Annotated in this window: 13 protein-coding genes; 8 read left to right on the forward strand and 5 right to left on the reverse strand. The window is 69.9% G+C overall.

The window, feature by feature from the left end:
• Positions 1 to 7: 7 nt before the first annotated feature.
• The 5 genes from ACK3BB_RS16630 to ACK3BB_RS16650 form a co-directional block, all read right to left on the reverse strand.
• On the reverse strand, positions 8 to 2,659 hold the full coding sequence (locus tag ACK3BB_RS16630; protein ID WP_428925757.1) for a rhamnan synthesis F family protein: 2,652 nt from the start codon (positions 2,657 to 2,659) through the stop codon (positions 8 to 10).
• Complete coding sequence (locus ACK3BB_RS16635) at positions 2,656 to 3,159, reverse strand: hypothetical protein (RefSeq protein WP_428925758.1); 504 nt, start codon at positions 3,157 to 3,159, stop codon at positions 2,656 to 2,658. Before ACK3BB_RS16635 ends, ACK3BB_RS16630 begins: the two co-directional genes overlap by 4 nt.
• A complete protein-coding gene (locus tag ACK3BB_RS16640) occupies positions 3,156 to 3,656 on the reverse strand; it encodes a hypothetical protein (protein ID WP_428925759.1) in 501 nt (166 codons plus the stop codon). Before ACK3BB_RS16640 ends, ACK3BB_RS16635 begins: the two co-directional genes overlap by 4 nt.
• Positions 3,657 to 3,660: 4 nt before the next feature.
• Positions 3,661 to 4,596 carry a hypothetical protein gene (locus ACK3BB_RS16645; protein WP_428925760.1) on the reverse strand — a complete coding sequence of 312 codons (936 nt, stop codon included), beginning with the start codon at positions 4,594 to 4,596 and terminating at the stop codon, positions 3,661 to 3,663.
• 527 nt (positions 4,597 to 5,123) lie between these two features.
• Positions 5,124 to 5,735 (reverse strand): TetR/AcrR family transcriptional regulator, encoded by a 612-nt coding sequence (locus ACK3BB_RS16650; protein WP_428925761.1) that lies wholly within the window; start codon positions 5,733 to 5,735, stop codon positions 5,124 to 5,126.
• A 152-nt stretch (positions 5,736 to 5,887) separates the two neighbouring features.
• Here ACK3BB_RS16650 and ACK3BB_RS16655 point away from each other — a divergent pair, with 152 nt between their 5' ends.
• The 8 genes from ACK3BB_RS16655 (at position 5,888) to ACK3BB_RS16690 (ending at position 13,131) form a co-directional block, all read left to right on the forward strand.
• Positions 5,888 to 6,952: a putative urea ABC transporter substrate-binding protein gene (locus tag ACK3BB_RS16655; protein ID WP_428925762.1), complete on the forward strand. Its 1,065-nt coding sequence runs from the start codon at positions 5,888 to 5,890 to the stop codon at positions 6,950 to 6,952.
• Positions 6,953 to 6,965: 13 nt separating this feature from the next.
• Positions 6,966 to 7,784: an ABC transporter permease gene (locus tag ACK3BB_RS16660; protein ID WP_428925763.1), complete on the forward strand. Its 819-nt coding sequence runs from the start codon at positions 6,966 to 6,968 to the stop codon at positions 7,782 to 7,784.
• Positions 7,784 to 8,545 (forward strand): ABC transporter ATP-binding protein, encoded by a 762-nt coding sequence (locus ACK3BB_RS16665; RefSeq protein ID WP_428925764.1) that lies wholly within the window; start codon positions 7,784 to 7,786, stop codon positions 8,543 to 8,545. The genes ACK3BB_RS16660 and ACK3BB_RS16665 overlap by 1 nt, the downstream gene beginning before the upstream one ends.
• 72 nt (positions 8,546 to 8,617) lie before the next feature.
• A complete protein-coding gene (locus ACK3BB_RS16670) occupies positions 8,618 to 9,931 on the forward strand; it encodes an NtaA/DmoA family FMN-dependent monooxygenase (protein WP_428925765.1) in 1,314 nt (437 codons plus the stop codon).
• A 531-nt stretch (positions 9,932 to 10,462) separates the two neighbouring features.
• Positions 10,463 to 11,524, forward strand: coding sequence for a MotA/TolQ/ExbB proton channel family protein (locus tag ACK3BB_RS16675; RefSeq protein WP_428925766.1), 1,062 nt, complete (start codon positions 10,463 to 10,465; stop codon positions 11,522 to 11,524).
• A 7-nt stretch (positions 11,525 to 11,531) separates the two neighbouring features.
• Complete coding sequence (locus ACK3BB_RS16680) at positions 11,532 to 11,909, forward strand: ExbD/TolR family protein (RefSeq protein WP_428925767.1); 378 nt, start codon at positions 11,532 to 11,534, stop codon at positions 11,907 to 11,909.
• Positions 11,906 to 12,307 (forward strand): ExbD/TolR family protein, encoded by a 402-nt coding sequence (locus ACK3BB_RS16685; protein ID WP_428925768.1) that lies wholly within the window; start codon positions 11,906 to 11,908, stop codon positions 12,305 to 12,307. Before ACK3BB_RS16680 ends, ACK3BB_RS16685 begins: the two co-directional genes overlap by 4 nt.
• Positions 12,304 to 13,131: an energy transducer TonB gene (locus tag ACK3BB_RS16690; RefSeq protein ID WP_428925769.1), complete on the forward strand. Its 828-nt coding sequence runs from the start codon at positions 12,304 to 12,306 to the stop codon at positions 13,129 to 13,131. The genes ACK3BB_RS16685 and ACK3BB_RS16690 overlap by 4 nt, the downstream gene beginning before the upstream one ends.
• The last annotated feature ends 58 nt before the right edge of the window (positions 13,132 to 13,189 follow it).

The following is a 13,189-nucleotide window of genomic DNA, read 5'->3' on the forward strand; positions in this document are numbered from 1 at the left end:
CCCGTTTTCATCCCCATGCCCCGTCCCTGTCCTGGTAGAAGGACGGTGCCCCGGCCGGCCGGTCCTCGCCCGGGTCCAGCAGGGCCATGCGCAGCCCGGCCTGGCGGCAGGACACGACCATGGTGCGTTCCACCGCATGGGCCAGCGTGCCGTCCAACTGGCCGTCCTCGGGTTCGAAATCCTCGGCGCTCAGCCCCAGCCGCATCAATGGCCCCAGCGCCGCGAACCGGCCAAAGATCATCGACCCGGCGATGAACCGGCATTGTTCGGCACATTCGGCCGGCCGGGCCTGCATCCGCCGGATCAGGTCCAGCACATGGGCCTCGTTCTCCATCAGGTAGCTGCGCAGCAACAGCGCGTGATCGCGCGGGCCGGCCAGGCCGACACCCGGATCATCGGCCATCAGCCGCAGCGTCGCGGCGATGGTCGCCGGATTGCAGAGCTGGTCCAGCAGGTCGTCGCTCCAGTCGGCGCCATCCTGGCGATGGGGCGATTTCTTGGTGTGCAGCTTGAGGAAACAGGCATGCCCGGCGGCCTGGACCTCGGGGAGGATGGTCAGGAAGGGCAGGATATCGCGGCCCCGGTTGGGGGTTTCGAAGACACGCGCCTGCAGGCCGGCGGCTTCGAGCAGGGCGGCGAGGTCAGCGGCGATCCCGGGCCGGCAGGTGACGTAGAGCCGGAAGGGCGTGTCGATCCGGGCCAGCCGGTCGAGGATCTCGGCGGCGACATCGGTGTAATAGACATGCAGGATCACGGCCAGCGCCGGCACGCCTGGCTGGGCTTCGGGCAGCGGCGGGACGGCGGCCCGGGCGCGGGCCAGGCGCAGGGCGCGCAGGCGGGCATCGCCCAGCCGGCCGTCGGGTTCCAGCACGGCGCCCTGGTGCCAGTCGTTCCAGGCATCGAGCAGCACGAAGGCATCAGACCCCGCACCCGACAGGCCCCGCAGGGCGGTTTCCAGGGCAATGCCCAGCGGCTCGGGCCCGCTGTCCTGCAGGATCAGCGGCGCATCGGGGGCGACCGGCGTGGTATCGGCCCCGACCGGCAGCCAGAGCGGCCCGCCGGCGGCCAGGCCCCGGCGCAGGCAATCGAGCGCCACGGTTTCATAGGGCAGCACCCGGCCGGCCAGGCCCGGCGGCAGATCGGGCGCCGTGTCATCGGCGGGCACATCCAGCCGGGCCAGCTCGGCCGGGCCGGGCAGGACAGCGCCGCGCAGGTCGTCCGACCAGGGCGCCGGCCCGCCCCGCTCGCCATCCACACCGGCCAGCAGGATCCAGGGCGCGGGCATGCCCTGGGCGGTGCAGGCCCCGGCGATCAGGCTGCACAGGCCGGCGACATCCTCGATCCCGTCCAGCTGGCGCAGGACCAGCAGCGGCCGGTCATCGACCAGCACCGCCCGGCCGGCCTGCCACAGCCGCGCGATATCACCGGCCAGCCGGTCGGCCGCGGCCGGACCGGGCAGGTCCCCGGCGGGGGCACGGGCCGCGCGGGCGGCATCGCGCAGGGGCCAGCCAAGGGCCACGGGCAGCGGCGCCTCTGCCATGCCGGCAAACGCCGCGTAGCCGGCCGGAAAGGCACAGCCATCGTCCCAGAGGTAATGGTCGAGCACAAAGCCCGACAGGCCGTGATCGGCCGCCAGGCGCATCTGTTCGGCCAGGGTGCCGGCCACGCGCGGATCGTAATAGCCCAGCCGCCCGGGCGCGGCCGGTTGGGCATGATCGGCATAAAGCGGACGGGCGGCGGTGATCCCCGCCCAGGGCACAGGCTGGCCGGTCAGGGCCTCAAGCGCCGGGCCGGGCTCGAACAGGGGGCTATAGCGGGCCAGCACCGGGACCGGCGGGCGCGCATCCCCTTCCGCCGGTGCGGGGCACAGCCGCTCGGCCGCGGCGCGGAACCGGGCCAGGCGGTCCTTGCCCCGGTCCTGATCCCTGTCCCCATCCGCGACCGGAGCATCATCCGGTTCGGGCCGTGGCAGGGGCAGGCAGCCATCGAACCGACCGGCCGACAGGTAGTGGTACAACGGCCGGGCAATCGCCCGGCCCGGTCCGGCATAGGCGGCCACATAGGCCCTGGGATCGAACCGCACCGAAGGCCGGCGCAGCGCGGCATCGCCATGGGCCAGGAAATGGCGCAGGGCGGCCCAGGCACCGGGCGGCACATCGGCGTGATGGCGGCGATAGAACGCCTCGTCGAACCAGCCACAGAGCGGGACCAGCGTTTCGGGCCGGCGCAGCAGGTCGAGCTGTTCGGCCACCGGCGCGCCCAGCGGCAGCACCGGGCCCAGCGTGATGCCACATTCGCCCATCACCGCCATCAACCCCCGCGCCCGGGTCAGCACATCCTGCAGGTCGGGCCGCAGGTAAAGCGTGAACCCCAGATCGACCAGCGGGTGCGGCCGGCTGCGGGCCAGCGGCCCGGCGGCCAGGAAATCGGCCAGCAGGTTGGCGCCGGGGGCCGTGCCATAGAGCTGACGGTAATGGCCGGGATCGATCAGCGGGAACAGGGCGCGCTGTGCCGCCGGCGGGGCCAGGCCATAGAGGTCGACCAGCTCTTCGCCATAGAGCACATCCGCCCCCGTCGCCGCATGCGCGCTCGCGGCGGGCAGGTAACCGCCATCCAGATAGGCCTGGGCGGCCAGGGCACCGGCGCTGCGCAGGGTCATCGCGGATCCACCTGGCGGATCAGGTCGCGCCAGCGGGCCACGCGGGCCAGGCTGCGGGCATTGGGCGCGCGCCATTCGTCCCGGCCGCGATGCATGTAATGGCTCAGCGCATCAGGAAAGGCGCCCTGGGCGATCAGCAGGCGCACGTCGGGATAGAAATCCATGTACCAGGCGGCATCGAACATCACCGGCGGCGGATCGGCGCCCTCGAAATAGCCCTGCCGGCGAAAGAACTCGGCCCCGTCGCGCAGGCGCTGCCAATCCAGCAGCGTGCCGGCCGCGTCGGCCAGGGCCGGATCGGCGCCGTCGATGTCATAGGGCTCCAGCGCCAGTTCGACGAGAAAGCGCAACAGGCGGGGATCGACGGCCACGGTGGGCGCGTCATCCACATCAGCCGCCGGGGCGGCGGCCTCGCCATCGTCCGCCGGGGTGGCCTCGTCGGCGGGCGCAAGCCCCAGCAGGGGCAGCAGCCGGTCGGCGGGTGCGAAGAAATCGGTCATGGCGCCGTGCCCCCGCTGTTGTCGCCGGTCGGGGCAACGTCCGACGCGGCACTGACCTGCCAGTCGCGCAGGACCACGCCCAGCGTGCGGTTGTCGCCCTTGCCCGGGCGCGTGGGATGTGCGGCGCGCAGCGAAAGGTCCAGCCAGGTCATGTCTTCGGCGCCGGGCAGGTCGATGCCGTCGCATTCGGTCCAGAAACGCCCGTCGGAGGGGCGCAGCGTGGCGATCACCCGGGCGCCCAGGCGCAGCACGACCGCTGCGCCGCCCGGCGCGTCGGTGGCCGGCAGGTGAACGGCCAGGTGCAGGCGCGCCGGCCCGCCCAGGGCCGGAAAGCGGCCACGCAGGTAGGGCGTTGTCCAGCCGTCGGGAAACCAGGTGCCGGCGAGGATCTCGGGCCGCTCGGGGCTGGCCGGGGTCTTGGGCTGCGCGGCGCCGGATCGGGTCGCGTCGCTGCCGGCCGGGGCCGGGCCGGAGCGGTTGGGGGCCTGTTCGGACATCGGGTTACTCGGCCGCCCGCGGGACGGGCATGGCGGCCTGGTCGGTCACCGCGCGCAGCAGGCTGTCGAGCCGGTCGGTAAAGGCCGCGACCGAATGCAGCTGGCGCAGCTGGGCGGCCCGGTCGTGCCGCGCGGCATCGGCAGGGGCACAGAGACCCGCCAGGGCGTCGGCATCGCCCCCTTCCGCCCCCTCGCCCGTATCGGCCAGACGCAGCCCCGCGGGCGCCGCAACCGGCAGGCCCAGCCACATCGCGCGGGTCAAGGGCCAGGCCTGGGCCGGCTCGTCGTCGCAGCTCAGCACGCCGTCGCAGGCCGCCACCAGGCGGCACAGGCTGTCCGGCCCCCACATACCGGCCCCGTCGGCCAGGTCCGGCACCGGGTCCAGCGCCTCATGGGCCGCGATGATCCCGGGCAGCGGCCGGGACGGATCATCCACCGCCACGCACAGGCCGCGCGTGCCGGTCTCGCGCCAGGAGGCATCCAGCCGCGCCAGCACCCCGACCAGCCGGTCGCGCGACGGCCCGGAGCGGCCGGCCAGCACCAGGATGCGGCGGCGGGCGTCGGGCAAGGCCGGCAGCGGCGCATAGCCCGGCGCGCTGTCCTGCAGGTCAAAGCCCAGGAACCCGGCGTCCAGACCGGCGCCGGCCAGCACCTCGGCCTGGCGGCGGGTCATCGTCCAGGTCATGTCAAAACCGGCCAGCGCCTCGGCGCCGGGCGCCCGGGTCACCGGCAGCGCCACCTGCAGCCCGCCCTGCCCGTCAGGCGCCCCGGCCGCCGGGTCCACATGGATGACAAGATCGGCCCCGGCGCCCAGGCTCTCATGTTCGCGCAGATCGGCATGCAGCGCGCCTGCCGGCCCTGTCGCCGTGTCGACCACCCGCACCGGCAGGCCCAGCCGCATCAGCCCGCGAAAGACCATCCGCGTGATCGCGGACGGCACGCCGCACCCCCGGCAATCGCCGGTGACAAGGATGCGGGGGCCGGTTTGGTGAGCCGTGTGGTGAGCCGTGACAGGAGGGGCGGTCTTCTGGTCACATGCATGGATGTTTCGCATGTCGGATATTCTGCCTTCGTCGTCTTCAGTTCCCCGGCGCGCGAACGGCCGATCCCGTGCCCCGGCAGTCGCCGCGGCCCGATACGTCACATGTCCCTACCCGCCGCCGCCCGTGCATCGGCATTCCCGAAGCCACGGGGGTTGGCAAATCTGCACCCGTCCAGCCGCGTGACCGGCCCCGGGCGCGTTTCGGGCAAACCTGCCCCCCGGCAAATGCCGGACCTCACATTGTCATCGCATTACCGGTCGGCCCTGCCGATCCGGCGTATCGATCCCCACGATCGGCAAAATGTCGCCAAGGGATTGCAGCCGTCAAGGCAGTTTGCGGTCTCATGGCCGAAAAATGGCCATTCGAACACATTTCGGCCCGATGCCCTCGATCTGTCACGCCCGCCGAAACAAACCGCCGGGGTTCAGGACGGCGGTTGCAGGTAATCCAGCAGCTGGTCACGCAGGTCGGCTAGGTTGCGCGCGTAGTTCAGGTCGTTGCGCGCAGGGCCACCAAAGAACACCCCGTCGATGGCCATCGAGGTCAACCTGGCCGTGCGTTCGGCATCAACCCGGCGGAACCGGCCCTCGGCCATGCCCGCCTCGATCGACTGGCGCAGGGTCTCGCGCTCGCGGGCATAGAATTCGTCGATCATTTCCATGGCCCGGGCATCGCGGCTGTCCTGGGCCGAGAAATCCGACATCAGCTTGACCATGCGCGTCAGGCGCGGGGCGGCCTCGGCCGTGGCGCGAAACCAGACATCGGCCGCGCCCAGCGGGGCGCCGGTGTCCTTGGGCAGGTCGTCGAAAGCCACGAGGAAATCGTCGATCGCATGGCGCAGGGCGGCATGGACCAGCCCCTCCTTGCTGTCGAAGTAATGGTAGAGCAGCGCCATGTTCACGTCGCAGGCCGCGGCCAGCTGGCGCATCGAGATCGAGGCGAAATGGCGATTCGCACAGAGCCGCAGCATTTCATCGAGGATCTGCACCCGCCGAACCGCCGGATCCAGCCGCCGTCGCGTCGCGGTCTTGGTCAAGGGCGCTCTCCTGTTCTCATCCAGCCCGCCAAGCGAACTCATCACCCGATTAATAGCACATAATTTACACAGTAAAAAAACTTGATTTCGAGTATTAATCATTCGTTTAGTTAAGGTGTCAATCAACCTCCCCCTCTCCCGGAGACTCTCTCATGCGCCTGCCCCGTTCGCTTGTCCTGCTTGCCTCTGCCGCCTCGATCGCCCTGACCGCCCCTGCCCTGCAGGCCCAGGAAAAGGACACGTTCCGCGTGGGTTACGTGGTCTATGTCGGGTTCATGCCGCTGGCCTGGATGCGCGCCGAGGGCATCATGGACAGCTGGGGCGAGAAATACGGGATCGATGTCGAGCTGATCCAGATCAACGATTACGTCGGTTCCATCAACCAGTTCATCGCCGGTGACCTGGATGCCGTGGCCGTGGCCGGGATGGACGCGCTGACCATGCCCGCCGCCGGCGGGGTCGATACCTCGATCTTCCTGATCACCGATTATTCCGACGGCAACGACATGCTGATCTCGCGCGGGGCCGACAGTGTCGAGGACCTGCTCGACCAGGAGGTCTGGCTGCTGCAATACTCGGTGTCGCATTACCTGCTGAACCGGGCGCTGGATGCCGCCGGCATCACCGAGCCCTGGCGGGTGAAAAGCGTCAACATCTCGGATGCCGAGATCGGCGCGGCCTATGTCACCCAGCCCGACATGGCCCATGTCGCCACCTGGAACCCGATCGCGACCGAGATGCTCAACGCCGTGCCCGACAGCAAGGTGCTGTTCGACAGCTCGCAGATCCCCGGCGAGATCATGGATGTCTTCATCGCCAAGACCGACACGCTGGCCGATTACCCCGATTTCCCCAAGGCCGTGACCGGCGCCTGGTACGAGGCGATGGCCACCATGGCCGAGGGCAGCGACGAGATGATGGACGTCATGGCCTCGGCCATGGGCACCGACGTGCCGGGGCTGCAGGTGCAGGTCGACCAGACCCATTTCTTCTACACCCCGGGCGATGCGGCGGCCTTCCTGGCATCCGAAGACACCGTGGCCACGATGGACAACGTGCGCACCTTCAGCTTTGAGCAGGGCCTCTTTGGCCAGGGCGCATCCAGCGTCGACGACATCGGCATCGAGGTCGGCGGCACCACCCTGGGCAGCCCCGACAACGTGAAACTGCGCTTTGATGCCAGCTTTGCGGAAATGGGCGCCGCCGGCGCGCTCTGAGCCAGAGGCACCCATGGGTCGAGCCGTCAACCGGCTGCCGTCACGCAGGGCAAAGATCCTGCTGGGGGCGCTGCCGTTCATCGCCGTGATCGCGGCCTATGCCATCGCGTCGGACGCCCGCCATGCGGTCGACGCGGGCGACAAGCTGATGCCCGGGCTGGAGGCGTTCCGCGCCGCCATGTCCCGGCTGATCTTCGACATCGACCGGATGACCGGCCAGCGCCTGTTCTGGGCCGATACCGCCGCCTCGCTGTCGCGGCTGGCCATCGGGCTGGGCATCTCGGCAGTGGTCGGGCTGGTCGTGGGCATCTTCGTGGGGTTCATCCCCTACCTGCGCGCGACGTTCGAACCGTTCTTCGCCGCCCTGTCGCTGGTGCCGCCGCTGGCGGTGCTGCCGATCCTGTTCATCATCTTCGGGCTGGGCGAGCTGTCCAAGGCCGTGCTGATCGTCTTTGGCATCGCGCCCTTCATCATCCGCGACGTGATGCTGCGCGTGGCCGAGATCCCGCGCGAGCAGATCGTCAAGGCCCAGACCCTGGGCGCCTCGACCTGGCAGATGATCCTGGGCGTGGTCCTGCCCCAGGTGCTGCCGCGCCTGGTCTCTTCGGTACGCCTGTCGCTGGGCGCGGCCTGGCTCTTTGTCATCGCGGCCGAGGCGATCACGGCCGAGGCCGGCCTGGGCTATCGCATCTTCCTGGTGCGCCGTTACCTGGCGATGGATGTCATCCTGCCCTACGTGGTCTGGATCACCTTCCTGGCCTTTGCCATGGATTACGCCCTGCGCCTGATCCACGACGCGATCCCCTGGACGCGCTTCCGGGAGGGCAGCTGATGGCCGTGATCCGTTTCGACAAGGTCTCCAAGTCCTACGGCCAGACCGTGGTGCTGGAAAACATCGACCTGACCATCGACGACAACGAGTTCCTGGCCGTCGTCGGGCCGTCGGGCGCGGGCAAGACCACCCTGCTGCGCATGTTGCTCAGCCAGGAAAAGCCCAGCCGCGGGCGCATCCTGATCGACGACGTGCCCATCGCCGACGAGCCGATGCCCGACCGGGGGATCGTCTTCCAGCGCTATTCGGTCTTTCCCCATCGCACGGTGCTGCGCAACGTGATGATGGGCCCGGAATGGCTGGCCGCGCCCCTGACCGGCCGGCTCTTCGGGATGCAGCGGGCCGAGCTGCGCGACCGGGCCCAGGCCATGCTCGACCGGGTCGGGCTGGGCGGCCATGCCGGGCTGTATCCGGCCCAGCTGTCGGGCGGCCAGCAGCAGCGGCTGGCCATTGCCCAGGCCCTGATGACCCGGCCCAAGGTGCTGTTGCTCGACGAACCCTTCGGCGCGCTCGATCCCGGCACCCGCCGGGCGATGCATACGCTGGTGCTGGAACTTTGGCGCGAACACCGGATGACCGTTGTCATGGTCACCCACGACCTGTCCGAGGCCTTTCACCTGGGCACCCGCGTGATCGCCGTCGACAAGTCGCGCCACGATCCCCATGCGCCGCATCGCTTCGGCTCGGTCGTGACCTCGGATTTCGAGGCCAAGCTGCGGCTGGTGCGCCGATTGCACGACGAGGCCCAGGCCGCCGGCTGACCCGCCGGCGCGCCCTGGTACCCCGCGAATTCATCCCTTCCCCGTCCCCCCAAGTACCCAAGGACCCGACACATGACGGACACGCGTTTTCACCTGGCATGGTTCATGAATTTCACCCCCGACGAATGGCGCGCGCCCTTCGGGCAGGGCGGGTATCCGTGGGACGGCCAGTTCTACATCGAAATGGCCCAGACGCTGGAACGGGCCTGCTTCGACTACATCATGATCGAGGACAAGCTGATGGTCCCCGAGACCTTCGGCAGCGACCGCAAGTATTCGCTGGCCAACGGCATGATGGCGCCCAAGCACGATCCGGCCCCCCTGGCCGTGGCCATGGGCATGGCCACGCGCAACCTGGGCGTGGTGGCCACCATGTCGACCATGGCCTATCCGCCCTTCATGCTGGCCCGGCTGTCCTCGACCATCGACAGCCTGACCCGCGGCCGTTTCGGCTGGAACGTCGTGACCTCGGCCGAGGACCTGGCCGCGCAGAACTTCGGCATGGATGTCCTGCCCCCGCGCGAAGAGCGCTACGAGATGGCCGATGAATACATGGATGTCGTCCGCCAGCTCTTTGACAGCTGGGATGCCGATGCCGTGGTGCTCGACCGCGAGAACGGGGTCTATGCCGACAGCGCCAAGGTGCGCAGCATCGATTTCGAGGGCAAGTATTTCAAGGTGCGCGGCCCGCTCAACACCGTGCCCTCGCCGCAGAAACACCCGGTCTACGTCCAGGCCGGCGCCTCGCCCCGGGGCCGCGATTTTGCCGCCCAGCACGCGGATTCGATCATTTCGGTGGCCAATGGCGCCGAGGGCATGAAGGCCTTTCGCGACGACATCCGGGCCCGGGCCGAGACATTCGGGCGCAATCCCGACGACATCAAGGTGCTGTTCTGCATCACGCCGACCCTGGCCGAAACCGAAGAGGCCGCGCGGATCAAGTACGAGCGCGAGACGACGTCGGACCATTTCGTCAACGACATCCTGGCCTCGATCTCGGCGATCACCGAAATCGATTTCTCGGGCTATGCGCTGGACGAACCGCTGCCTGAAAAGCTGGTGACCAACGGCGAGAGCGGCACGCTGGACAAGTTCCAGCAATGGGGCAGCGGCAAGACCCTGCGCGAGCTGGCCGCGGCCCAGGGCGGCGGGCTGGTGTCGTCTCTGGAACTGATCGGCACGCCGGCCGAGGTGGCCGACAAGATGGGCGAGGCCATGGCCGAAGTGGGCGGCGACGGCTTCCTGCTGACCACGCCGGTCCTGCGGGTCAGCCGCAAGTACCTGGTGGAAATCGCCGACGGCCTGGTGCCCGAATTGCAGAAACGTGGCCTGGTGCGCACCGAGTACAGGCATCAGCTGCTGCGCGACAACCTGCGCGAATTCTGACCGACCATCCCCGCCCGCGGCCGGTGTCGCGGGCGGGGTCATCCTTCGCGCGGCCTTTTGCAGGTTGGGTCATCCTGCACATGCCCTTGACGCGTTCGCCCGATCCCCCGGCGCGCAACGCCCACCGCATTCGGCCCCGCCCGACTGGCCCCGGCCCTGCCCGGCAACGCGCTTGGCATGGCGCTGTCACTCCTGCCCCCCATACCAGCGAGTTCGGCACTCTCCTCCTTGGCCTCGCACCACCCACGTCTTCCCACCTGCGTCAGCCCCAACCGGCGCCCCCGCATTTGGCCCGGCGCCGTCCTTGCCCCATGGCCGCCCCTGCCCACCGACCACCCTCGGCTGTCGGAAAATCCATCCGTCCAGCTTCGAAACCGCCCCGAAACACCCATGCCGTAGGCGGTTGGCTGCCATTCGGAAGGGGCGGTTCTCGGCCTGCGGGGTTTTACTTGATAAAAATACTAGGCTAATGACCCGCTGATGAGTCGGGGCCATTCGGGTGATCCGGCTAAAGACCAATGGAGGCCGAAGGTGGCAGACGAACAGCAAGTGCAGGCGCCCGCGCCGATGACGGATGCCCCGCAGCTTCCCACGATGGACAGCCCCGCCACCGGCGAGCAAAGCCCGGTGATCGGCGGCCCGGCCGACAGCCCCGTCCCCGACGCCACACCGGCCACGGGCACCGATGCCCCCGCCGTCGCGCCCGGCGAAACGCCCCCCGCCGACACGACCGCCGACACCGCCCCCGACGCGCCAGCCGGCACCACGCCCACCGGCGATACCGCCCCCCTGCCCATCGACGGCACCGCGCCCGTCCCGGGCACCGACGTGGCCGCCGCCCCGGCCGATGCCCCCGCGCCGGACGCCCCCTTGCCCGACCTGCCCGACAGTTTCATCGACGCCGTGCAGAACCCCGATGCCGTGCTGGATTACACCATGGCCATGTCGGAACCGGCCATAGGCTTCATCCGCGACGGCGGGCCGATGATCTGGGCCATTGCCGCCCTGTCGGTCATCACCCTGGCCCTGATCCTGTGGAAGATCTGGCGCCTGTTCCTCATCGGTGCCTGGTCGCGGGGCAAGGCCCGCGACGCCGTTGCCGCCTTTGAGGCCGGGCGCATCGATGCCGCCAAGGACATCGTGCGGGGCCGCCGGTCGCTGCGCTCGAAATGCATCAACGCCGCGCTGATCGCCCGCGAGACCTATGACGAAGAGGCCGCCCGCGAGGATGCCGCCCGCGTGGCCAAGCGCGAGATCACCCGGGCCATGGCCGGCCTTCGCCCGCTGGAACTGATCGCCACCATCGCCCCGCTGCTGGGCCTGCTGGGCACCGTTCTGGGCATGATCACCGCCTTCCAGGCCCTGCAGGAAGCCGGCTCGCGCGCCGATCCGGCGATGCTGGCCGGGGGCATCTGGGAAGCCCTGCTGACCACCGCCGCCGGCATGGCCGTGGCGATCCCGGCCTCGGCCGCGCTGGCCTGGTTCGAAGGCATCGTCGACAGCATGGCCGCCGATGTCGAGGACGGCGTGACCCGCATTTTCGTCGCGCCCCGTCACAGCCAGGCGGAGCCCGCGGCGCTGGCGGCCGAGTAAGCCGCCCATGGACAGCCTCCGCCCCGTCCGCAAACGCCGCAAGCCGTCGCTCACGCCGATGATCGACGTGGTGTTCCTGTTGCTGGTCTTCTTCATGCTGGCCTCGCGCTTCGGGCTCGACCAGGCCATTCCGCTGCCCCTGGCCGGGGCCGGCGAGGGCTATTCCGGCCCGCCCCGCCTGGTCGAGATCCTGCCCGCCGGCCTGCGCCTGAACGGCGTCGACACCGCGCCCGAAGAGCTGGGCGCCCGGCTGAGCGAGATGACCGAGGCACCGACCGACACGATCATCCTGCAGGGGCGCGACGGAGCCACCCTGCAAAGGGTGGTCGACGTGTCCCACCTGCTGGGCACCGCCGGTTTTGCCACGCTGGTGCTGGTCGAATGAACTTCCGCAACGCCCATCACCGCCGCCGCAGCGGCCGCACCGATCGCAGCGAGGCCGGGCTGACGCCCATGATCGACGTGGTCTTCATGCTGCTGATCTTCTTCATGATGATCTCGCAGGTCACCCCGCCCGAGCCCTTTGACGTCACCCTGCCGACGGTGCCAGAGGCCGGCGAACCCCAGGCCGACGGCCGGCTCTATGTCGACCGGGCCGGGCTGACCGGCTATGACGGGGTCACCGGCCAGGCCGCGCTGGACCGGCTGCAGGAGCTGCATTCCAGGGACGAACCACTGCAGATCCGGGCCGATGCCGGGGTCGAGGCCACCACCCTGGCCCGGCTGCTGGGCGAGATCTCGGCCCGGGGGGTCACCCGCGTCGAAGTGATGGTCGGCCAATGATCCTGCGCCGTCTCGAACCGCTGGTCTTCGTCGTGCTGGCCGTGGCGCTGCACCTGATCTTCTTCGTGCAGATGCCCGAGAAGGGCAGCCAGGCCTCGGGCGTGGGCGGCGACGAATTTGTCACCCTGATCGGGGCGACCGAACAGATCGAAACCATGGTCGCCGACTGGCAACGCCCGCCCGAAGTGGTGGCCGAGACCACGCAACAGACCCCGGCGCCGGTGGAATTCGAACCGCCCCCCGCGCCGGCCATCGACCTTGTCGCCCTGCCCGAGCTCACGCGCCCCGAGGACCTGACCCCGCCCGAGCCCTACACGGCCATGGTCGCGCCCGAGGCGCCGCCGCCCCCGCCGCCGCAACAGCCCGACCTGCCCGACACCCGGCCCGAACCGCGCCCCGCGCCGCAGAAACCGGCCCAGCCGGCCGAAACCGCCCAGCAATCCTCGCGCGGGCAGGTCGAACAGAAGGCCGCCGGCGCCGGTGGCGGCGCCCAGGCCGGGGCGGGCAGCAAATCGGTGTCGACCGGCGTGTCGAAACAGCAGGAAGCCTCGATGCTGCAGGTCTGGGGCGCCAAGATCCGCAGCCGCATCGAACGGGCCAAGCGCTATCCGGCGGGCCGGGCCCGGGGCGGCCAGGTCGGCGTGTCCCTGCGGGTCAGCCGCGACGGCCAGTTGATGGGCGTCTCGGTCTATCGCAGCTCGGGCAACCCCGCCTTCGACCAGGCCGCGATCCAGTCGGTGCAACGGGCCCGGCGCTTTCCCAAGGCCCCGCAGGGCCTGACCGATGCCTCCTACCAGTTCTCGGTGATGATAACCTTCCAGTGATGCCGCGCTTTTGCACCAACCGCCCGGGCAGGCCACCCTGCCCGGGCCATCCCACCGG

This window comes from Marinibacterium sp. SX1 (genome assembly GCF_050389775.1).
Taxonomy (GTDB): Bacteria; Pseudomonadota; Alphaproteobacteria; order Rhodobacterales; family Rhodobacteraceae; genus Marinibacterium.